Source organism: Nocardia sp. NPDC055321 (assembly GCF_053645575.1).
The window spans coordinates 42,663-62,512 of sequence record NZ_JBSHMS010000039.1 but is presented as its reverse complement, the minus strand read 5'-3'; the positions used below and the strand labels follow the sequence as shown (position 1 = coordinate 62,512).

At 70.6% G+C, this 19,850-nt stretch carries 20 protein-coding genes; 7 read left to right on the top strand and 13 right to left on the bottom strand.

What is annotated here, in order from left to right:
* Positions 1-105: 105 nt before the first annotated feature.
* Complete coding sequence (locus ACWIGI_RS38050; protein WP_454208463.1) at positions 106-558, bottom strand: SRPBCC family protein; 453 nt, start codon at positions 556-558, stop codon at positions 106-108.
* A gap of 75 nt (positions 559-633) precedes the next feature.
* Here ACWIGI_RS38050 and ACWIGI_RS38045 point away from each other — a divergent pair, with 75 nt between their 5' ends.
* Positions 634-1,164, top strand: a complete 531-nt coding sequence (locus ACWIGI_RS38045; protein WP_454208462.1) for an NUDIX hydrolase — start codon at positions 634-636, stop codon at positions 1,162-1,164.
* A 6-nt stretch (positions 1,165-1,170) separates the two neighbouring features.
* On the opposite strand, the gene ACWIGI_RS38040 is transcribed toward ACWIGI_RS38045, so the two are convergent.
* Positions 1,171-1,737: a TetR family transcriptional regulator gene (locus ACWIGI_RS38040; RefSeq protein WP_454208461.1), complete on the bottom strand. Its 567-nt coding sequence runs from the start codon at positions 1,735-1,737 to the stop codon at positions 1,171-1,173.
* Between the two features lie 39 nt (positions 1,738-1,776).
* Here ACWIGI_RS38040 and ACWIGI_RS38035 point away from each other — a divergent pair, with 39 nt between their 5' ends.
* The gene (locus tag ACWIGI_RS38035; protein ID WP_454208459.1) at positions 1,777-3,018 is read left to right on the top strand and encodes a KasA/KasB family beta-ketoacyl-ACP synthase; all 1,242 of its coding nucleotides are present in this window, start codon (positions 1,777-1,779) and stop codon (positions 3,016-3,018) included.
* Positions 3,019-3,161: 143 nt separating this feature from the next.
* Here ACWIGI_RS38035 and ACWIGI_RS38030 read toward each other — a convergent pair whose 3' ends face one another.
* On the bottom strand, positions 3,162-4,142 hold the full coding sequence (locus ACWIGI_RS38030) for an NAD(P)/FAD-dependent oxidoreductase (protein ID WP_454208457.1): 981 nt from the start codon (positions 4,140-4,142) through the stop codon (positions 3,162-3,164).
* Positions 4,143-4,220: 78 nt separating this feature from the next.
* Between ACWIGI_RS38030 and ACWIGI_RS38025 the strand changes: the two genes are divergently transcribed.
* Positions 4,221-4,808 carry a helix-turn-helix domain-containing protein gene (locus tag ACWIGI_RS38025; RefSeq protein WP_454208455.1) on the top strand — a complete coding sequence of 196 codons (588 nt, stop codon included), beginning with the start codon at positions 4,221-4,223 and terminating at the stop codon, positions 4,806-4,808.
* A gap of 38 nt (positions 4,809-4,846) precedes the next feature.
* On the opposite strand, the gene ACWIGI_RS38020 is transcribed toward ACWIGI_RS38025, so the two are convergent.
* On the bottom strand, positions 4,847-6,358 hold the full coding sequence (locus tag ACWIGI_RS38020; RefSeq protein WP_454208453.1) for an MFS transporter: 1,512 nt from the start codon (positions 6,356-6,358) through the stop codon (positions 4,847-4,849).
* A 366-nt stretch (positions 6,359-6,724) separates the two neighbouring features.
* Between ACWIGI_RS38020 and ACWIGI_RS38015 the strand changes: the two genes are divergently transcribed.
* The gene (locus tag ACWIGI_RS38015) at positions 6,725-8,401 is read left to right on the top strand and encodes a cation:proton antiporter (RefSeq protein WP_454208451.1); all 1,677 of its coding nucleotides are present in this window, start codon (positions 6,725-6,727) and stop codon (positions 8,399-8,401) included.
* Between the two features lie 54 nt (positions 8,402-8,455).
* Here the strand turns inward: ACWIGI_RS38015 and ACWIGI_RS38010 are convergent, their stop codons facing one another.
* Together ACWIGI_RS38010 and ACWIGI_RS38005 are read right to left on the bottom strand one after the other, a co-directional pair.
* Positions 8,456-8,869 (bottom strand): hypothetical protein, encoded by a 414-nt coding sequence (locus tag ACWIGI_RS38010; protein ID WP_354988466.1) that lies wholly within the window; start codon positions 8,867-8,869, stop codon positions 8,456-8,458.
* Positions 8,866-9,147, bottom strand: a complete 282-nt coding sequence (locus ACWIGI_RS38005) for a hypothetical protein (protein ID WP_454208450.1) — start codon at positions 9,145-9,147, stop codon at positions 8,866-8,868. The genes ACWIGI_RS38010 and ACWIGI_RS38005 overlap by 4 nt, the downstream gene beginning before the upstream one ends.
* Positions 9,148-9,381: 234 nt before the next feature.
* Here ACWIGI_RS38005 and mtnA point away from each other — a divergent pair, with 234 nt between their 5' ends.
* Genes mtnA through mtnC form a run of 3 tightly spaced genes read left to right on the top strand, consistent with a single transcriptional unit; the run spans position 9,382 to position 12,476 of the window.
* A complete protein-coding gene (gene mtnA, locus ACWIGI_RS38000; RefSeq protein ID WP_454208449.1) occupies positions 9,382-11,190 on the top strand; it encodes an S-methyl-5-thioribose-1-phosphate isomerase in 1,809 nt (602 codons plus the stop codon).
* 18 nt (positions 11,191-11,208) lie between these two features.
* Positions 11,209-11,781 carry a 1,2-dihydroxy-3-keto-5-methylthiopentene dioxygenase gene (locus tag ACWIGI_RS37995; RefSeq protein WP_454208448.1) on the top strand — a complete coding sequence of 191 codons (573 nt, stop codon included), beginning with the start codon at positions 11,209-11,211 and terminating at the stop codon, positions 11,779-11,781.
* A complete protein-coding gene (mtnC, locus tag ACWIGI_RS37990; protein WP_454208447.1) occupies positions 11,778-12,476 on the top strand; it encodes an acireductone synthase in 699 nt (232 codons plus the stop codon). Before ACWIGI_RS37995 ends, mtnC begins: the two co-directional genes overlap by 4 nt.
* 112 nt (positions 12,477-12,588) lie before the next feature.
* On the opposite strand, the gene ACWIGI_RS37985 is transcribed toward mtnC, so the two are convergent.
* From ACWIGI_RS37985 to ACWIGI_RS37955, 7 genes are all read right to left on the bottom strand, one after another.
* The gene (locus tag ACWIGI_RS37985) at positions 12,589-13,194 is read right to left on the bottom strand and encodes a GTP-binding protein (protein ID WP_454208446.1); all 606 of its coding nucleotides are present in this window, start codon (positions 13,192-13,194) and stop codon (positions 12,589-12,591) included.
* A complete protein-coding gene (locus ACWIGI_RS37980) occupies positions 13,175-13,549 on the bottom strand; it encodes a DUF742 domain-containing protein (RefSeq protein WP_454208445.1) in 375 nt (124 codons plus the stop codon). The genes ACWIGI_RS37985 and ACWIGI_RS37980 overlap by 20 nt, the downstream gene beginning before the upstream one ends.
* Positions 13,549-13,974 carry a roadblock/LC7 domain-containing protein gene (locus tag ACWIGI_RS37975; RefSeq protein ID WP_354988472.1) on the bottom strand — a complete coding sequence of 142 codons (426 nt, stop codon included), beginning with the start codon at positions 13,972-13,974 and terminating at the stop codon, positions 13,549-13,551. The genes ACWIGI_RS37980 and ACWIGI_RS37975 overlap by 1 nt, the downstream gene beginning before the upstream one ends.
* Positions 13,952-16,420, bottom strand: coding sequence for a nitrate- and nitrite sensing domain-containing protein (locus ACWIGI_RS37970; protein WP_454208444.1), 2,469 nt, complete (start codon positions 16,418-16,420; stop codon positions 13,952-13,954). Before ACWIGI_RS37970 ends, ACWIGI_RS37975 begins: the two co-directional genes overlap by 23 nt.
* 100 nt (positions 16,421-16,520) lie before the next feature.
* Complete coding sequence (locus ACWIGI_RS37965) at positions 16,521-17,105, bottom strand: GTP-binding protein (RefSeq protein ID WP_454208443.1); 585 nt, start codon at positions 17,103-17,105, stop codon at positions 16,521-16,523.
* Positions 17,106-17,119: 14 nt separating this feature from the next.
* Positions 17,120-17,524: a roadblock/LC7 domain-containing protein gene (locus tag ACWIGI_RS37960; protein WP_454208441.1), complete on the bottom strand. Its 405-nt coding sequence runs from the start codon at positions 17,522-17,524 to the stop codon at positions 17,120-17,122.
* Positions 17,502-19,826, bottom strand: coding sequence for a sensor histidine kinase (locus ACWIGI_RS37955; protein WP_454208440.1), 2,325 nt, complete (start codon positions 19,824-19,826; stop codon positions 17,502-17,504). The genes ACWIGI_RS37960 and ACWIGI_RS37955 overlap by 23 nt, the downstream gene beginning before the upstream one ends.
* Between the last annotated feature and the right edge of the window lie 24 nt (positions 19,827-19,850).

Sequence of the window (19,850 nt, the reverse complement as noted above, 5' to 3'; positions counted from 1 at the left end):
CGGGGCCCCCGCTTTTCTCCTATTCCCCCCGCCCCCCCCCCCCCCCGGGGGGGGGTCGCCCGGGGTCCCGGGGCCCCCCCCCCACGGCCGTGAATACCCGGAGAACTAGTCGCGCACGGCCGAGCGCAGCGATTCCGCGCGAAGCTTGACGCCCGCCGTCATTCCGCCGAAGCCCTTGCGCAGGGCGCCGCCGAGCAGGCCGCCGACCACCGGGCTCAGGGGGCCCTGCAGCTCGAAATGGGATTCGTAGCGGGTGCGGCCGTCACCGAGCGGGGTGAGAATGTGCTGCCGATGACTGCGCAGCAGGCCCAGGGGCGCGGGCTTCATCTTGTAACTGAATTCTTTGCCCGGGGTATTGGAGAAGATGTATTCGCGCTGGTTGCGCGGCGGGCCGACGAGCCGCACCTTCATATCGATGGGCGTGCCCGGCTCGAGGGTGGTCGTGCATTCGGGGACGAAGGGGTTCCACTCGCCGTAGTTGTCCACATCGGTCAGGACCTGCCAGACCAGTTCGGCGGGTGCGTCGATGTCCACGCTGTTATCGATGACGAAGGCCATGGCGGCCACAATACTGAAACGCGTTCTATCCGGTGTGACATCCCCCCGCATCGCGCGGCCCGCTAACGTCGAATCATGACGCTCGCCGATCGTTATCCGTTGCTGCACACGCCCGCCCGGTGGGAATGGGGCGGTCTGGACGTGCAATTCTCGACCGAGCTGCCCGCCGACGAGCTGGTGACCAATATTCACGTCGTGTGCTTCACCGGCACGGAGATCGTGCTGTGCCGCGACGCCCGCGATTTCTGGATGGTGCCCGGCGGCACGCGCGAAGCCGGTGAATCCGTGTACGACTGCGTGGTGCGCGAACTACGCGAGGAAGCCGGGGCCGAACTCGCGGGGCCGCTGCGCTGGATCGGCGCGCACCACGGGGTCACCGACCATCCGGAGCCGTACCGGCCGTGGCAGCCGCACCCGCGCAAGGCGTGGCTGTGGTGCACGGCGGACGTGGTCCTCACCGGTGAGCCGACCAATCCGGATGACGGGGAACAGATTCTGGAGGTGCGGGCCTTCCCGCTCGAGCGGGCGGCTCGTCTGGCGGGGACCGACGGCGACCACATGTCCGAACTGGTCACCCTCGCGGCCGAGCTGCATCTGGCGCGGTAGGCGCGCTCAGGCGGCGGGAAGCGCCTGGGCCACCAGCAGATTCACCGCGCGGGTGATGCGGGGCGTATCCGCGGTGATCGTCCAGTCCTGGATGAGCCCGCGCATGCCGGACACCAGCAGGGTGGCCGCCGCCTCGGGGTCCTCGTGCGCCGGGGCGATGCGGTGCAGCGCCTCGGCGAGGGATTTGATCACCGCGGTCACCGCGTCGTCGGCGTAGGGCCGAAAAGGGCTGTGCGGGACGGCGGCCGCGGCCAGGACCTGCAGCAGCACGCGCAGTGACACCGCGCCGCGGCCGGTGGTGTTCACGGCGAACGACTGCGCGAGGCGGGTGCGCAGGACCTGCGGATCGGTGACCTCGCCGAACATGGCCGGAATGTCGGGTCGCTGGGTTTCCAGCGCCGCCACCAGCATCTGTTCCTTGGTGCCGAAGTAGTGGATGAGCATGCGCGAGCTGGTGCCCAGGTAGTCGGCGAGCGGGCGCAGGGACAGTTCGGCCAGGCCGCGTTCGGCGATGTAGTCGATGACGCCGGACAGGAGTTCGGCGCGGCGGGCGTGATCGTGGGGGCGCGGCACGGGTTGACTGTAGCGGACGGTACAGGTATCCATGTCGGCATGGGTGTAGCAGTTGGTACAGAAACGCGGTCCGTGGTCGTCACCGCCATGGCGGCCGCCACCCCGCTGGCCGCCGATCTGGCGGGCACGTGGGATCGACTCGTGGCGGGGGAGAGCGGAATAGCGCCCCTGTCAGACGATTTCGTGACCGAGTACCAGCTGCCCGTGCGGATCGGCGGGCGGCTGGCCGAACTGCCCGGGGCGCGACTGACCCGCATCGAGCAGCGGCGGATGTCGTTCGTCCAGCAGTTGGCGCTGGTGCTGGCCCGGCAGGTCTGGCGGGAAGCCGGCGCGCCCGCGGTGGATCCGGAACGACTGGCGGTCGCGGTGGGCACCGGCCTCGGCGGCGGGGAGGCGCTCGTGCACGCCGTGGACGTGATGCGGGCCGGGGGCTATCGCAAGGTGCCGCCGATGACCGTGCCCATGGTCATGCCGAACGGGTCGGCGGCCACCGTCGGACTGGAGATCGGCGCGAAAGGCGGGGTGTACGCGCCGGTGTCGGCGTGCGCGTCCGGCGCGGAGGCGATCGCGCACGGGTGGCGGCTCATCGCCACCGGCGAAGCCGACGCGGTGGTGGCCGGCGGGGTGGAGGGGCGCATCGAGGCCGTGCCGATCGCCAGTTTCGCCATGATGCGGGCCACCAGCACCCGCAACGACGAACCCGCCCGCGCTTCACGGCCTTTCGACCGGAGCCGGGACGGGTTCGTGTTCGGCGAGGGCGGGGCGCTGCTGGTGCTCGAATCCGAGGCCCACGCCCGGGCCCGCGGGGCGCGCGTCCTCGGGCGGGTGCTCGGGGCGGGCATCACCTCCGACGGCTATCACATCACCGGCACCGCGCCCGACGGCGACGGTGCGGCGCGCGCCATGCGCAAGGCGATCGCCACCGCGGGGGTGAGTGCCGTCGACATCGGCCACATCAACGCGCACGCCACCGCCACGCCCGTGGGCGACGCGTCCGAGGCGACCGCGATCGCGAAGGTCGCGCCGCACGCCGCGATCTACGCGCCCAAATCGGCGCTCGGGCATTCCATCGGGGCGGTCGGCGCGCTGGAGGCGATTCTCACCCTGTGCACCCTCGAGCGCGGAATCATCCCGCCCACACTCAATTTCGAGGAGGGCGACCCCGGAACGAATCTGGACATCGTCGCCGGGGCCGCCCGGGCGCATCGGTTCGACTGCGCGCTGAGCAATTCCTTCGGGTTCGGCGGGCACAACGTGACGCTGGCGCTGGGCCGCGCCTGAGCGCCACCGACCCGCGAATCCCGCACTCCTGCTCGGGCATTCGCACCGCGCGTTCGACCGCACCCGGGAGCCCCGCGAGCACGTCCGGGCGATCAGGCCGCTACGCCGGACCGGCGGGCGACCGGGTTCGGGTCGGCGGCCCCTCAGCCCACGGGGACCGTGCTCGACCGTCGCGCTTCCACGGCGAGCCGGGTCTCCTCGGTCACCAGATCCATGTTGATCTGCGCGCCCGCGAAGGCGCCCGCCGACGCCGCGCCCCCGACCTGTGCGGACAGGTCGGTGACATTGCCCGCGACCCATACGCCCGGCACCTCGGTGCGGCCCATCGGATCGGCAGGCACGTGCTCGCCCATGCCCGGGGCCATGGCGTGCGGAACAGCTGTCAGGCCCAGGGACGCGAGAAAGTCCGCTCGGGCGATCATCCGCGCGCCCAGGGCCACCACCTCGCGCTCGATCACCGTGCCGTCGGCCAGCCGGACGCCGGTCACCCGGTCGCCGTCGGATTCGACCGCGACGACCGTGCCGGGAACGACCCGCACGCCCCGGGCGGCGAGCTGTTCGGCTTGCTCCGCGCTCGGCTCGGGCTGGTCGTGGGTGAACAGCACCACGTCATCGGTCCACTGTCCCCACAGCAGCGCCTGGTGCACCCCCATCGGGGTGGCCGCCACGATGCCGATCGCGCGGTCGCGCACCTCCCAGCCGTGGCAGTAGGGGCAGTGCACGACGCCGCGGCCCCACTGTTCGCGAACCCCGGCGATAGCGGGCAGATCGTCGACGAGCCCGGTAGTCACCAGCAGCCGGCGGGCGCGCACGGTGCGACCGTCCGCGAGGGACACCCTGAAATCGTCGCCGTCCTCGACCGCGCCGGTGACCTCGCCGTCGACCACGTGACCGCCGTACTGCCGCACCTCGGCCCGGCCGCGCTCGACCAATTCCGCGGGCGAGATGCCCTCGCGGGCCAGCAGCCCGTGCACCCCGTCGGCGGGGGCGTTGCGCGGTGCGCCCGCGTCGATCACCACCACCGAGCGGCGAGCGCGCCCGAGCATGAGCGCACCGTTCAGGCCCGCCGCGCCGCCACCGATAACCACCACGTCATAGCTGTCGTTCAACTCCTGGGTCACCATGACCACCTCCTGGCATCGAGGATGTGACAACATTCGCCGAACTGGCAAACAATTTTGCCAATGTGGCAAACTGGCGGGATGGATCAGGATCTGGATCGCGCGCTCGACGCGGTCGGCCCCCGGCTCCGGGAGCTGCGCCGTCAGCGCGAGACGACCCTCGCCGATCTGTCGGCCACCACCGGCATCTCGGTGAGCACGCTGTCCCGGCTCGAATCCGGTGCGCGCAGACCGACTCTGGAGCAGTTGCTGCCGCTGGCCCGGGCTCACGGGGTCACCCTCGACGAGCTGGTCGACGCCCCGCCCACCGGTGATCCGCGGGTGCACATGCGGCCGATCACCAACCACGGGATGACGATGCTGCCGCTGACCCGCCGCGCGGGCGGTATCCAAGCCTTCAAGATCATCATCCCCGGCGACGGCCGCCGTCGCGAACCCAACCCGCAGATCCACGAGGGGTACGAGTGGCTGTACATCCTCAACGGCCGTTTGCGCCTGGTGCTCGGTGATCAGGACCTGATCATGTCCCCGGGCGAGGCCGCCGAGTTCGACACCCGCGTCCCGCACTGGTTCGGCCCCGCGGGCGAGGAATCGGTCGAGTTCTTGAGCCTGTTCGGCAAACAGGGTGAACGCGCGCACCTCCGGGCCCGCCCGAAGTCCGCGGACTGAGTCCCGGATTCGCTTCGGGCGGAACCGGATTCACCGGGTCAGCGCTCGGCGACGGGCAGTGCGGCGAGGACGGCGGCGACCAGGGCGATGACCGCGCCGAGGGCGAACAGGGTGTGGAAGGCGGCCAGGGCGTCTCCGGGGTGGGCGGCGAAGACCGCGGCCAGCAGCGCGACGCCGAGTGCGCCGCCGGATTGGCGGGCGGTCAGGTTCATGCCGACGCCCGCGGCGAAGCGCTCGGGCGGCAGGGATCGGGCCGCCGCGGTGCCGAGCACGGTGATCACCAGGCCGATACCGCCGCCACCGAGGAGACCGGCGGGGAGCCACGCGCTCCACAGCGCGGGGGTGCCGTTCCAGGCATCGGTGCTCATGAAGAAGGTGGCGGCGGCGAACATGAGCGCGCCGAGCACGCCCGCCCAGCGCTGCCACGCCTCGGGCGCGCGCCCCGCCGCCACGGCGGTGATCATCGACGCGATCGCGCCGATCGTCATGGCGCCGGCCGATTCCAGAACCGAGTAGTGCCAGACCGAGTCGAGCCAGAGCGGCCCGGCCAGCAGCCAGGCGAACATGGTGGCGCCGAAGACGAACGCGGTCGCGTTCACCAGGGCGTAGCGGTGGCTGCGCCACAGTCCCACGGCGATGGCCGGGCGCGGGTGCCGCCGCGAACGCCACAGCGCGAGGCCGAGCAGTACCGCCCCGCCGATCCCGCAGGCCAGGGTGCGCCACGAATCCCAGCCCCACCGCTGCCCCTCGGTCACCGCGGCCACCAGCGCCCCGATCCCGAGGGCGGTGCCGGCGGTCCCGATCAGGTCGGGCAGGCCGTCGCGTTCGCGCCGGTCCCCGGCGGCGAGGCCGAATCCGACGGCGATCAGCACGGCCACGATCGGCACGTTGATGACGAATACCGAACGCCACCCGAACCATTCGACCAGCGCACCGCCGACCGCGGGGCCCACGGTCGCGGCGAATCCGCCCGCGGCCGTCCACGCCGCCATGGCGACGCCGATCCGTTCGGGCGCGGTGACGCCCAGGACCAGCGCGAGCCCCGCCGGGATGAGGAACGCGGCGGTGGCGCCCTGCAGGAAGCGCCCCGCGATCAGCCATTCGGCATTCGGTGCGAGTGCGCACAACAGGGAGGTGACGGCGAAACCGGCCAGCGCGTACAGGAATACGCGACCGCGCCCGAGTGCGTCGGCCAACTGCCCGGCGGGGGTCAGCAGTGCCGCGAACGCGACGGCGTACCCGCTGACCACCCAGGTCAGCGTCGTGGCCGCGGTGGCGGGAAAGTCGCGCGCCATGGCCGGAAACGCGATGTTGACCACCGATAGATCCAGGAAGGCGACGAACGCCGCCCCGCACGCGACCAGCAGCGCGCGCCGGGACGCACGGCGTGCGGCCGAGTCCGGCTGTGCCGGTGCGGGATTCGGGGTGCTCGGCGACAGCCCGGGGGACGAAGGCTGAACGTGCTCCGAGCCGGGCGAGACCATGCCGGACTCGGGTGGGGCGGATTCGGGTGGCGGTACGGCGGACGGCCGTGCGGAAACGTCGGTCATGGCGCGACTTTCGATGAAAGGAAGACTGGCTGAAACAACACGAACGATCGTGCGTATTGTTGACGCTACGGTCGACAGGCCGTTTCCGCAACAGGCGCCCCCGCACGGACCGGCGCCACCCGGGCATGCGCCGGTAACCGCCGTCGAGACGGAATCCGCCCCGATATCAACTGGCCCGCAACATGATCGACGTGACTCTCGGTCGGCGGTCGGCAGTCGGATAACCGGGCAGCGGCGCGGCAACGGCCTTCGGCGCGCCGCGGCGGGGGATGGGCGGGGGCCGGTTTGTAGGGTGGAACCGCTGCCGTCGCACCGTTGCCGAAGATCTCTCGCCGAGCCCGTCGCACGCACACCCGGGAGCGCCACATGATCGAGTTTCTGTTCTTGGCCGTGCTGGCGGTGCTGGCCATCGCCGGGTCGGCGGTGCTGGGGCCGAAGCTGGGGGTGGCCGCGCCGCTCGTGCTCGTCGCGGTGGGGATCGCGGCGAGCTTCCTGCCGGTGTTCGCGGACACCCACGTCGACCCGGAGTGGATTCTGCAGGGGGTGCTGCCGCCGCTGCTGTACTCGTCGGCGGTGTCCATGCCGGCCATGAACTTCCGGCGGGACTTCGGGGCGATCGGCGGGTTGTCGGTGCTGCTGGTCGTGGCGAGCGCGCTGTTGCTCGGGGTGTTCTTCATGCTGGTGATCCCGGACCTGGGATTCGCCTGGGGCGTGGCGCTGGGCGCGATCATCAGCCCGACCGACGCGGTCGCCACCTCGATCATCAAGAAGACCCCGGTGTCCACCCGGGTCGTGACGATCCTGGACGGGGAGAGTCTGCTCAACGACGCGACCGCGCTCGTGCTGCTGCGCACGGCGATCGTCGCGACCGCGGCCGGATTCGCGTTCTGGGGCGCGCTCGGCACCTTCGTCTATTCGGTGGTGGTCGCGGTCGTCGTCGGTGTCGCGGTCGGGCGTATCGATCTGGCGATCCGGCGGCGGGTGACCGATCCGACCGTCAACACGGTGCTGTCGTTCACCGTGCTGTTCGTGGCGTCGGTGCCCGCCGAACTGCTCGGCGGCTCGGGTCTGGTGGCCGCCGTGGTCGCGGGTCTGATCACCGGAATCAGTGCGCCCCGGGTGCTTTCACCCGAGACCAGGCTCTCGGACACCCAGAACTGGCGGGCGGTCGAACTGGTGCTCGAGGGCGCGGTGTTCCTGACCATGGGCGTGCAGATCAAGGAGATCGTCACCCACGTGCAGGACGACCACGCGGGCGTCGGGGCGACCCTGCTCATCGCGCTCGGCGCGCTGGCCCTCACCATCGTGATCCGGGCCGCGTACGTCGCGCCGCTGCTCGGCCTGCTGCAACGCTGGTCCCATCGCAACGAGAAGCTGCAACCGATCCTGCAGGACTGGCAGGAGCGCCTGGAGACCCCCGAGGGCAAGGACGCGGCGTTCGGCAAGATGCACCACTTCCGCAGGCGGCGGGGCTCGCCGCACGATCTCGAGCGTTTCTCGCTGCGCGTCACCCGCGGGCTCGCCGACATCGACTACCTGCTGCGCGAACAGCTCGGCTGGCGCGAAGGCGTCGCCGTGGTGTGGGCGGGCATGCGCGGCGCGGTCACGGTGGCCGCGGCCCAGACGCTGCCCGAGGACACCCCGTACCGATCGACGCTGGTGCTGATCGCCTTCGCGGTGGCGATCATGTCGCTGCTGCTGCAGGGCGGCACCATCGGCCCGCTGCTGGACCGTCTCGGCACCCGGGCCGATGACGCCGAGGCCGCCGAGCAGACCGCGGCACAGACGGCCGAGATCATGAAGCTGCTGCGGACGAGTGCCGAATCCGTCCCGCCCGTACCGAAATTCGGCGATCGGCCGCCGAGCCGGGAGGCGTTCGACGCGGCCAAGAAGCAGCGGCTGGCGGTGCTGGCCGCCCAGCGCACGGCCCTGCTGGACGCCCGTGACAACGGCACGTTCGACGCGGACATCCTGTCCGAGGCGCTGGCGGATCTGGACGCGACGCACATCGCCACGCAGATGCACGGCGAGTTCGCGCGCTGAACCCGGGCGAAGTCGCGTGGCCGCCATGGCGATCGGCGGCGCCCGGGTCCCCGCTCAGGGCAGAGTGTCGGTCTGGATCCGCGGGTCGAGTTTGCGGAGCGTGTCCGGGCGATCGGTCAGGCAGGGCCAATCCCTGCTCACCGCTTCGATGGTCGCGTGTCCCGCCGGTATGAGCGCGTCGGCGTCCGGCCGATCGGCCAGCGCCGCGCCGAGGTGATCACTCGCGCCCCGATCCAGGGGCTGGATGACCGTGTTCGGCAGATCCAGCAGCACGGTGAGAATGTCGAGCCGCCCCGGCGCGATGAGCGCCCGCGCGGCCGCCAGCGCCGTCGCCGGAATGATGATCGTGTGGCCCGCGTCGGCGGTGGCCCACACCACCGACTGCACGTAGGCGACGCGATGCGCCCACGCCGTCAGGGCGGCCGTGTCGAAGACGACGCCGCCCAGTGTCGATCCCGCGGAGGTCATGCCGCGCCGGCATGGTCGCCGGTGGCATCCTCCTCAGATAAAGGGGGCAGGCCCTGCACGGCCCGCGCCTTGTTGATCAGATCCAGGGGTGGTCGCCCGCCGAAGACCTGCTCGATGCGGGCCAGCGACTGGGCCCGATCCACACGAACTTTCACCGATTCCGCGACGAAGGCCGAAACCGATTCGATCCGGCCCTTACTGCGCCACTCGTCCAGCGTGGCGGCGACCTCTTCGGGCATCGTCACGGTGATCTTTCGGGTGCGACGCTCTCTCGCCATACCCGAATGGTACGTGGGTATGTGCGCGGTCTGCGACATGGCAGCGTGTGAATCTCATCGACCAGGCCCGGAGCCGTGTCCGTGTCGCCCTATTCGGATTCCGGTCATCCGAAACCTGCCGGTCACGCGGCGATCCAGGTTCGATACGGTTGGCGTGCGCCCATCATGGTTCCCGGCACGTGTCCGGTGAGCCGGGCGCGCCCGACGTTCCCCCAGCCCAGAGGACAGACATAGATGGATGAGAGTTCGATCGCGTGGGTCGACGGTGCCCTGGTCACCATCGACCAGCGGGCGCTGCCGCACGAACTGCGGGAGCTGCGGATCACGACGGTCGACGACCTCATCGACGCGATCACCTCGCTGGCGATTCGCGGGGCGCCGGCCATCGGGGTGTCGGGGGCGTTCGGTGTGGTGATCGCGGCTCGGGCCGCCACCGTCGACGGGGTCGCGGACATCGCGCGGATCGAGGCCGAGGCCGCGCGGATCGCCGCCGCCCGGCCGACCGCGGTCAACCTCGCCTGGGGTGTGAAGCGCGCGCTGGCCCAGCTGTCCGAGGGGACGCAGGCCGTGCTCGACGAGGCCCTCGAGATGCTGGCCGAGGACGGGCGGGTGAACCTCGCGGCGGCCACGCATGCCGCGGACCTGGTGCAGCGGCTGTGCGGTGACCGTCCGCTGCGCGTGCTCACGCACTGCAACACCGGCCGGCTGGCCACCACCGCGGTGGGCACCGCCATCGGCGCGCTGCGCGTCCTGCACGAGCGCGGCGCGCTCGCCGAGGTCATCGTGGACGAGACCAGACCGCTGCTGCAGGGCGCGCGCCTGACCGCGTGGGAAATGGCCGAAGCCGGTATCCCGCACCGGCTCACCATCGATTCGGCCGCGGCCTGGGCCATGGCCACCGAGGGCGTGGACGCGGTGCTGGTCGGCGCGGATCGCATCACGGCCGACGGTTCGGTCGCGAACAAGATCGGCACCTACATGCTGGCCATCGCGGCGCAGCGGCACGGGATCCCGTTCATCGTGGTCGCGCCCGAATCCACCCGCGATCTCGACACCGCGACGGGTGCCGAGATCGTGGTCGAGCAGCGCGCCGCCGCAGAGGTCACCGGATTCGGCGGCGTGACAACGGCTCCCGAGGGCACCGCCACCTTCAACCCCGCCTTCGACGTCACCCCGCCCGACCTGGTCACCGCCGTGGTCACCGAGAACGGCGTGCTGGGCGCCGAACGCGAGCCCGAGGGCGTCTTCACCGCCGCGCAGGTCGTCGCCGAACTGGCCGAGCAGCTGCGCGGCATCGGCGCGCCCGAGGAGAGCCTGAGCGCGAAACTCGACGCCCGCTGGGTCGCGGACTACGACCACCCCGACAACAGCGATGACATCGGCGAGGTACTGGCCGTTCCGGCGGGCGAATCCGGCCCGTGGGCCAGCAGCCACGGCATCGCCGCCATCGCGCGCGGCCTGTACGCCAACGGCTGGATGCCGGGCACCGCGGGCAACATCTCCGTGCGCCAGGCCGAGCACGCGGTGGTCACCGCCAGCGGGCTGTCCAAAGGCGAACTGACCGAGGACGATACGGTCACCGTCGGCATCGCCGATTCGCGGCCGGTGCACGCGGGAGCGCGAAAGCCGTCGGCCGAGACCAGCATTCACACCGCGGTGTACCGCACCACCGAGGCGCTGGCCGTGGTGCACGTGCACCCGCCGCACGCGACCGCGCTGTCGGTGATCGCATCGGCCGCCATTCCGCAGCCGGTGCGCTTCGCCGAGTACGAGCTGATCAAGGGTTTGGGCGGCAACCGTCCGGACCTGATCGACATCCCGGTGTTCCCGAATCACGCGGACGTGCCCCTGATCGGCGCGGACATCGAGAAGTACCTGCTCGAGCACCCGGACGCGCCGCCGGTGCTGTTCATCGCCGGGCACGGCATCACGGCCTGGGGCTCGAGCCTGGCGCAGGCGCGTGATCGCGCCGAGTGCCTGGAAGCCATGTGTGAATTGACCACGTTGACCGGACGCCGTGAGATCTCGGTGCGCGAGAATTAGTTCCGAGGAGGAACCGCAATGACACTGCTACAGATCATGTCCGACAAGGATGCCGCCGACGTCAAGCTCCGCACCGACGACGACGCGGTGATCGCGGCCGAACTCGGAAAGCGCGGCATCGTTTTCGAGCGCTGGCCGCTGCTAGAGATCACCGGCGCCACCCCGACCGCGGAGATCGAGGCCGAATACGCCGGGCGCATCGCCGAACTCAACGCCGACGGCCGCTACAAGTTCATCGACGTGGCCCGCATCCACCCCGACGCCGCCGATCCGGAGTGGCCCGCCAAGGCCGCGGGCGCGCGCGGCAAGTTCCTGGACGAGCACCGGCACGCCGAGGACGAGGTGCGTTTCTTCGCCGCCGGGCAGGGGTGCTTCTACCTGCATCTGGGCGATGAGGTGCTGGCGACGGTCTGCACCGCGGGCGATCTGGTGTCGGTGCCCGCCGGCACGCTGCACTGGTTCGACATGGGTACCGAGCCCGAGTTCGTGGCCGTGCGCTTCTTCGAGGAAGAGGACGGCTGGATCGGCGACTTCACCGGTGACAAGATCTCCGGCGGCTTCCCGACCCTCGACGAATTGCTCACCGCGTGAGCGAGAGTCGCGCCATCGAGGCCATCGTCGTCGATATCGAGGGCACCACGAGCCCGACCAGTTCGGTGCGCGAGGACCTGTACGGCTACACCCGCACCCGGCTGCCGGGCTGGCTGGCCGAGAACGCCGGCGGCGCGGCCGATCCCGTGATCGCGGGCGCTCGCGCGCAGGCCGGGGAACCCGATGCCGACCCCGCGCGGGTGGCGGCCATTCTCATCGACTGGCTCAACACCGATGTGAAGGCCGAGTCGCTCAAGACGGCGCAGGGCATCATCTGCGCCGAGGGCTTCCGTTCGGGCGCGCTGTTCGGGGAGTTCTTCCCCGATGTGCCCCCGGCCCTGCGGGAGTGGCAGGCCGCCGGTTTCGCGCTCTACGTGTATTCCTCGGGTTCGGTGCGCAATCAGCGGGATTGGTTCGAGTTCGCGCGCGGCGGCGACCTGTCCCCGCTCATCAGCGGTCATTTCGATCTGAGCACCGCCGGGCCCAAGCGCGAGGCGGCCTCGTACGAGAAGATCGCGGGCGCGATCGGCGTTCCGGCGCAGCGCATCCTGTTCCTGTCCGATCATCCCGACGAGCTCGACGCCGCCGTGGCGGCGGGCTGGTCCGCGATCGGTGTGGCCCGGCCGGGGGAGCCCAACCCGCCGCGTCCCCCGCACCGCTGGATCAGCGATTTCGCCGAGGTGAAACCGAACTGACCCGGCGTCGGGTGCGCCTCCGGGGGCCCGAGTCGGCCCGCAACGCGAATCGCGCCCGCCCCCGAAGCCGGGGCGGGCGCGACGCGTTCGTGCGGTGACCGGTGAGATCCGGTCAGGGGGTGATCAATTGGCCGCCGGGCGCCGCGGCGGCCTTGTTGATCAGGTACTCGACCAGGGTCATGAGCACGTTCTTGCAGGAGGCGCGATCCCGGGCGTCGCACAGCAGCACCGGAATCCGCTCGTCGAGGTCGAGGGCGTCGCGGACCTCGACGGGGGTGTAGAGCGGGGCCCCCTCGAAGCAGTTCACCGCGACGGTGAAGGACACGCCGCGCCGTTCGAAGAAGTCGATCGCCGCGAAGGAACCCTCGAGCCGCCGGGTATCGGCCAGCACCACCGCGCCCAGGGCGCCGCGGGCCAGTTCGTCCCACAGGAACCAGAAGCGGTCCTGTCCGGGGGTGCCGAACAGGTACAGCACCAGACTCGGGTCGATCGTGATGCGACCGAAGTCCAGGGCCACCGTGGTGGTGGTCTTGCCCTCCACGCCGCGCAGATCGTCCACGCCCGCGGAGAGTTCGGTGATCAGTTCTTCGGTTCGCAGTGGCGCGATCTCGCTGATCGCGCCGACCATGGTCGTCTTGCCGACGCCGAAGCCACCCGCGATGAGGATCTTCACCGAGGCGGCCAGGGGCCGGGAATTGTCAAAGCTTTCGGATGCCATCGAGAACAGCTCGCAGAATGTTGAGGTCGCCGGGAGCCGCCTCCGCGGAGACCGGCGCGCGGAATTTGAGGATGCCGTCGGTGATGAGGTCGCCGACGAGGATCTTGGTCACAGCCAGTGGCAATCTGATGGCGGCCGATACCTCGGCCACCGAGAGCGGAAGCCGGCACAACCGAACGATGTCGTTGTACTCCGGCTCGACTCGGCGCAGCGGCGGTGCGGTATTGGGTACCACCACCACCGTCAGCATGTCGAGATCGTGCCCCGCGCCCATGGTTCGACCGCCGGTCCTGGCGTAGGGGCGTACCAACGGACCTGCAGCTTCGTCGAACCAGTGATCCCCCGGCCTGGCCATCATGACAGCCTGGGGTTGACCTGTCCGGCCAGGTGGTGGCGCGGTGTGGTGGACAGGTAGTTGCCGACGCGCTGGACGGTCAGGTTCATCTCGTAGGCGACCATGCCGAGGTTCGCCTGTTCGGTGGCCTGCAGGGCGAGGCAGGCGTGACTGCCCGCCGCGGTCACGAACAGCACGGCGCGATCGAGTTCGATGACGGCCTGGCGTACGCCGCCGCCGTCGAATCGGCTGCCCGCGCTGCGGGCGAGGCCGTACAGGGTCGAGGACATGGCGCCGAAGTGTTCGGCGTCCTCACGGCTCATGGCGGAGGAGCGCCCGAGCAGCAGGCCGTCGGTGGAGTGCACCACCGCGTGCCGCACGCCTGCGAGCCGATCCACCAGATCATCGAGTAGCCAGTTGAGATCACCAGCGTTTGAGGTGGTCACCGTCGCCTTCCTGTCGGTCCTGGAATGGATTGAACGTCGGCTCGACCACACCGGGATCGGCCCGGCGGCCCTGCCTGGTTCCGTTTTCGATGGCGGAGAAAAGGTCTCGGGCCTGCTCGGCCGTGCGGGTGGGCTGAGATTCCGTCTCGGTGGACGGGGTCTCCTGCGCCAATTCCGGTGCGAGACTTGCCTGCCGGCGCCTACGCGGTAGCGCGGGCCGGACGTCCGAGCCAGTGTACTGGGATCGATCACGTTCGCGAGGCCGGTAGGCCGAATCCGAATCCGGCTGCGGCCGCGCCGCATTGGGTTCGGCGAACGGTTCGAAGGGCCGGGGCGGGGTTTCGAACGAGAGCTGCTGCTCGGGAACCCGCTGTTCGGGGGCGAATTCCGGGGCCGGGCCGGGCTCGAGTTCGCGGGGCGCCTCGAGCAGGCGCGCGCTCTCCACGCGCACCGGCTCCAGCTGCTGGGAGGTGTCGAATTGCCTGGGCACCACCGGGATCTCGCCGGTGCGGGCCGAGACGGTGAGCGAGGAGGGCACCAGCACGATGGCGCGCACGCCGCCGTAGTCGGATTCGGTCAGGCGCACCGAGATGCCGTTGCGGACCGCGAGCTGGGCGACCACGAACATGCCCAGGCGCGAATCCTCGGACAGCGTGTTGACGCCGAAATCCGGTGGGTTGCGCAGCATGTCGTTGACGCGGGTCATCTCGGCCTCGGGCATGCCCATGCCCTGGTCGACGATCTCGATGGCGATGCCCTTGCCGACCACGTTGCCGCGCACCTCGACCTGGGACTGCGGCGGCGAGAAGTGCGCGGCGTTGTCGACGAGTTCGGCGAGCAGGTGGACGATGTCGGCGACGGCGCCGCCGGCGACCGCGACATCGGGCAAGCGGGCGATCTTGACGCGGGTGTAGTCCAGGGCCTCGCCCACGCCACTGCGCACCACCTCGACCAGCGCGACGGGGTTGCGCCACTGCCGGCCGGGCTGACCGCCCGCGAGAATGATGAGGTTCTCGGCGTTGCGGCGTTCGCGGGTGGCGAGGTGATCGAGGCGGAAGTAGATCTCGAGCAGGCCGGGATCCTCCTGCTTGGATTCGGCCTCGTCCAGGATCTCGAGCTGGCGGTGCACCACCACCTGGCTGCGGTGGGCGATGTTGAGGAAGACCGCCTTCACGCCCTCGCGGGTGCGGGCCTCGGTGATGGCGGCGGCGACGGCGGCGCTGTGCGCGTGGCTGAACGCCTTGGCCACCTGGCCGATTTCGTCGTGGCCGAAGTCCAGTTCGGTGGTTTCGGCCGAGACCTCGACGGCCTTGCCCTCGCGCAGCTGTCGCATGATCTCGGGCAGGCCCTCGTCGGCGAGCGCGAAGGTCTCGTTGCGGAGCCGCTTGAGCCGCCCGATGATTCGGTTGGCCAGCAGCAGCGCGACCAGGAAGGCCGAGAGCGAGACCGCGAGCATGGCGCCGCCGGCGAGGGCGGAGTTGCGCGCGCTGCGGTCGGCGGCGTCGGCGGCCATGCCCAGGGCCTGCTTGCTCTCGGCGTCCCACAGTTCGATGAGCGTCTTGTTGACCTGGGTGACGGCGGTGCGCCACTCCTCGGGCGTGAACGTCAGCGGCGCCATGGAGTTGGTGCTGCCGGGCCGCGCGGGCGCGGAGGTCAGCGGATCGAGCGCGCGCGCCAGCAGCACGTTCTCCATCATGATCAGCCGCTGCCACTCGGGGCTGCCGACCACGGCCTGAATCGCGGCGTTGCCCTGACTGCCGTCGTCGCCCGCGAGCAGGCCGACATTGACCCGATAGGCGCCGACCACGCGGGAGAACTCGATCGCCAGCTCGGGCGCCAGCGTGCCCTCGTTGAGCAGCACCTCGGCCAGCGAGGCCGAGCGCGAGAGCATTTCGGAGACGGAGACGATTTCCAGCGTCTCGCCGGTCTCGGTGGCGACCTCGGGGGTGGGCGCGGAGTTCTGTACCGCCTTGGTGCCGACGGAGATCAGGTCGAGCAGGTGGCCGTAGAACTGGTAGGCGTCGGCGAGCGGGAGGGCGTTGCCGTCGATCTGGGTGCGGATCGCGGCCAGGGTGCGGGTCAGCGTGCGGAAGCCGCCGACGTCACCCTTGACGGCGTCGGGTCCGAGCTCCTCCATGTCCTTGGTGGTGGCGCCCATGCCGATGAGCGCGTCGTCCAGGCGCATGCGGGCGGCGGTGAGATCGAGCGGATTCGTTTCGTTTCCGGCCAATTGGGCCAGGGTGAGCTGGCGTTCCAACTGCACCGAGGTGACGAGTTCCTTGGTGAGGGGCGTGGCCGCGGTGAGTGCGTCCGCCCATTCTCGCGCGTTCTTTCCCTCTACCACCAAATATCCCGCGCCACCCACACCGATTCCGAGCAGCGCGAGGCTGGGAACCAGTGCGATGGCGAGAACACGGGTCCGGACCCCGAGCCTCGCTCTGAACATCGGCACAACGTAACGGACGGGTGTGATCCACTGCGCACCGGTCCCGTTGAACGGGAACATGATTGACTGTCTATGTTATGTGTGATTCAGCATAACTGGCTCAGCGGGCGACCTGCGTGATGAGATATTCGGTGAGCGTGGTGAGCACCTGCTTGCACGAATCCCGATCGCGCGCATCGCACATGACGATGGGTACGCCGGGGCCCAGATCCAGCGCGTCGCGCACCTCGTCGATCCCGTAGCGGGGGGCGTCGTCGAAGCAGTTCACCCCGATCGCGAACCCCACCCTGCGCCGCTCGAAGAAATCGATGGCGGCGAAGGAGTTTTCGAGGCGGCGGGTGTCGGCCAGGATCACCGCGCCGAGGGCGCCGCGCGCGAGTTCGTCCCACAGGAACCAGAAGCGGTCCTGCCCGGGTGTGCCGAACAGGTACAGCACCAGCCCGGCGTCGATGGTGATGCGCCCGAAGTCCAGCGCGACGGTGGTGGTGGATTTGGCCTCCACGCCGGTCAGATCGTCCACGCCCGCGGAGCGTTCGGTGATGATCTCCTCGGTGCGCAGCGGCGGAATCTCGCTGATGGCGGCGACCATGGTGGTCTTGCCCACCCCGAAACCGCCCGCGACGAGGATCTTCACCGATTGCGCGAGCGGCTGCGCGGTCGGTTCACCGGCCCGCAGAGACCCCATGTCGACCATGGGCCTCAGCCGTTTTCGCCACGGCGCGCGGTGGTCGAGAGGAAGGCCCCGACCCGCTGCACGGTCAGGTTCATCTCGTAGGCGACCATGCCGAGATTGGCCTGGGCCCCGGTTTGCAGGGCCAGGCAGGCGTTGCTGCCCGCGGCGGTCACGAACAGCACGGCGTGTTCGAGTTCGATGACGGCCTGGCGGACGTCGCCGCCGTCGAAACGATGCCCGGCGCTGCGCGAGAGTCCGTACAGGGTGCAGGACATCGCCGCGAAGTGCTCGGCGTCCTCCCTGGTCATCAGCGCCGAACGACCCAGCAGCAGACCGTCGGTCGAGTGGACCACGGCGTGGCGTACCCCGGCGAGCTTGTCGACGAGATCGTCGAGCAGCCAGCCGAGGTCACCGGCGGGGGAAGTAGTCACCGTCGCCTTCCTGAACATGTCGAAGTGGTGGGAGTTGACCGGGGTCGGCGCGCCGACCCTGCCGGGTGCCGTTCTCGATGGCGGAGAACAGGTCCCGGGCTTGTTCGGGGGTGCGTTCGGGCGCGGGGTCGGCGAGGGCGGACCACGGATCGAACGCCGGTGCGGGGTCGTGCGCCAGCTCGGGGGCGAGGTGCTCCTGGCGGCGGCGCCTGGGTAGCTCGGGGCGGCCGCCGGTCGGGTCCGGCGGCGGGGTCGTGGTGATCGCGGGCAGGGTGGTCAGGGTGGGGTGCTCCGAGGCGTCCGGATTCCACTCGGCCACGGCGTTTTCGGTCCGGCGCGGCACCGGCAGCTGCCCGGAGCTGTAGTCGGGGCCGGGGGTCGGCCCGGCGATCAGGGAGTCCGGCACGAGCACGATCGCGCGCACGCCGCCGTAGTCCGATTCCGAGAGCCGCACCGAGATGCCGTGCCTGGCCGCGAGTTGCGAGACCACGAACAACCCGAGCCGGGCGTCCTCGGACAGCAGGGTGAGCCCGAAATCGGCGGTGCGGGCCGGGCTGGCCAGCCGCGCGTTCACCTGCGCCAGCTCCGGATCGGCGATGCCCATGCCCTGGTCGGCGATCTCGAGGGTCACCCCGCGCCCGACGGTGGTGCCGGTGATGCGGACCTGGGATTGCGGCGGGGAGAACGAGGTCGCGTTGTCGATGAGTTCGGCGAGCAGGTGAATGAGGTCGCCCACCGCGATACCGCTCAGGAAGACCTCCGGCAGGCGGCCGGTGCGCACCCGCTTGTACTCGACGGTCTCGCCCACCGCGCTGCGCACGATCTCCATGAGCGGCACCGGGTTTCGCCACTGCCGCCCGGGCTGCCCGCCCGCGAGAATGACCAGGTTCTCGGCGTTGCGGCGTTCGCGGGTGGCGAGGTGATCGAGGCGGAAGAAGATGTCCAGCAGCGTGGGGTCCTGCTGCTCGGATTCGGCCTCGTCCAGGATCTCGAGCTGGCGGTGCACCACCACCTGGCTGCGATGCGCAATGTTGAGGAACACGGCCTTCACGCCCTCGCGGGTGCGTGATTCGGTGATCGCGGCGGTGACGGCGGCGGCGTGGGCGTGTTGGAAGGCGTCCGCGACCTGACCGATCTCGTCGCCGCCGAAGTTCAGCGCCGGGGTCTGTGCCTCGATGTCGAGCGTCTCCCCGGCGGCGAGCCTGCGCATGGTGTCGGCGAGGTGATCGTCGGCCAGCGACAGGGTCTGGTCGCGAAGTCGCCGCAGCCGCCCGATGATCCGATTGGCCAGCGCGAGCGCGACCAGGATGGCGGCGAGGGCGACGGTGAGCATGCCGGCGCCTGCCCACAGGGAGTTGCGGGTGGTGGCCGCGGCGGCGTCGCCGGCCAGGCGCTGGGCCTCGGTGTTCTGCGACTGCCACAGTTCGGCCAGGGCGAGGGTGACCCGTTCGGCGTCGGCCTGCCAGGCATCCGCGCTCAGCGGGAGGGCGGCCCGCGGGGCGGCGCCGGTGCGGGGCAGGGCGCGTTGCGCGAGGGCGGTTTCCATCGTGCCGAGCAACCGCCAGGAGTCGCTGTCCAGCAGCGCGCCCGCGGCGGCGGCCTGGTCGGCGTCCGAGTCGGCGCGCAGGCCCTCGACGCGGGTGCGGTAGTAGCCGACGAGCCGGACGTATTCGGCGCCCAGATCCGGGGTCAGGCCGGCGCCGGCGTCGATGAGGGCCGCGCCGAGGGCGGTGGCCCGGCTCATGGCCTCCAAACTCCGCAGTACCTCGCGTGATTCGGCGAGTTCGAGCGCGGTGGCCGGATCGGGCGCCGAGTCCTGGGCGACGCGCACCCCGGCCTGCACGAGGTCGGGCATGCGGTTGTAGAAGGCGTAGGCCTCCTCGGCGGGGATGATGCCCGCGTCGACGCCCGCGCGCAGGGTGACGAGTCCGGGGGCCAGCGCGGTGAAGGCGTCCACGCTCGCGCCCATGGCGTCGGGGCCGAGTTCGGCCAGCTTCGACTGCGCGGGCGCCAGCTGGCGCAGGGCGGTGTCCAGGCGCAGGCGAGCGGTGGTCAGGGCGCGCACGTCGGTGTCGGCGCCCGCGATGTGCCAGAGCGTGATTCGGCGTTCTTCCTGCAGCGCCTCGATGAGTTCGCGGGTGGGCGCGATGCCCTCGCGCATTTCGCGCGCCCACTCGCGGGCGTCGGTGGAGCGATCCACCAGCGCACCCGCGGCGCCCAGCCCGATAACCACCAGCGCCAAACTCGGAACCAGGGCGATCGCCAAAATCCGGGTGCGGACACCGAGCCGCCAGCTGCGCATTGCCCGAATGTAGCCATCGAATAC

Excerpts from the sequence above, each read along its gene's own strand:
- ACWIGI_RS38045 (WP_454208462.1), top strand. The coding sequence starts at position 634 with ATGACGCTCGCCGATCGTTATCCGTTGCTGCACACGCCCGCCCGGTGG.
- ACWIGI_RS38015 (WP_454208451.1), top strand. The coding sequence starts at position 6,725 with ATGATCGAGTTTCTGTTCTTGGCCGTGCTGGCGGTGCTGGCCATCGCC.
- ACWIGI_RS38035 (WP_454208459.1), top strand. The coding sequence starts at position 1,777 with ATGGGTGTAGCAGTTGGTACAGAAACGCGGTCCGTGGTCGTCACCGCC.
- ACWIGI_RS37985 (WP_454208446.1), bottom strand. The coding sequence starts at position 13,194 with ATGGCATCCGAAAGCTTTGACAATTCCCGGCCCCTGGCCGCCTCGGTG.
- ACWIGI_RS37955 (WP_454208440.1), bottom strand. The coding sequence starts at position 19,826 with ATGCGCAGCTGGCGGCTCGGTGTCCGCACCCGGATTTTGGCGATCGCC.
- ACWIGI_RS38030 (WP_454208457.1), bottom strand. The coding sequence starts at position 4,142 with ATGGTGACCCAGGAGTTGAACGACAGCTATGACGTGGTGGTTATCGGT.
- ACWIGI_RS37965 (WP_454208443.1), bottom strand. The coding sequence starts at position 17,105 with ATGGGGTCTCTGCGGGCCGGTGAACCGACCGCGCAGCCGCTCGCGCAA.
- ACWIGI_RS37995 (WP_454208448.1), top strand. The coding sequence starts at position 11,209 with ATGACACTGCTACAGATCATGTCCGACAAGGATGCCGCCGACGTCAAG.
- ACWIGI_RS38010 (WP_354988466.1), bottom strand. The coding sequence starts at position 8,869 with ATGACCTCCGCGGGATCGACACTGGGCGGCGTCGTCTTCGACACGGCC.
- ACWIGI_RS38050 (WP_454208463.1), bottom strand. The coding sequence starts at position 558 with ATGGCCTTCGTCATCGATAACAGCGTGGACATCGACGCACCCGCCGAA.
- ACWIGI_RS38020 (WP_454208453.1), bottom strand. The coding sequence starts at position 6,358 with ATGACCGACGTTTCCGCACGGCCGTCCGCCGTACCGCCACCCGAATCC.
- ACWIGI_RS37970 (WP_454208444.1), bottom strand. The coding sequence starts at position 16,420 with ATGTTCAGAGCGAGGCTCGGGGTCCGGACCCGTGTTCTCGCCATCGCA.
- ACWIGI_RS37980 (WP_454208445.1), bottom strand. The coding sequence starts at position 13,549 with ATGGCCAGGCCGGGGGATCACTGGTTCGACGAAGCTGCAGGTCCGTTG.
- ACWIGI_RS38005 (WP_454208450.1), bottom strand. The coding sequence starts at position 9,147 with ATGGCGAGAGAGCGTCGCACCCGAAAGATCACCGTGACGATGCCCGAA.
- mtnA (WP_454208449.1), top strand. The coding sequence starts at position 9,382 with ATGGATGAGAGTTCGATCGCGTGGGTCGACGGTGCCCTGGTCACCATC.
- ACWIGI_RS38025 (WP_454208455.1), top strand. The coding sequence starts at position 4,221 with ATGGATCAGGATCTGGATCGCGCGCTCGACGCGGTCGGCCCCCGGCTC.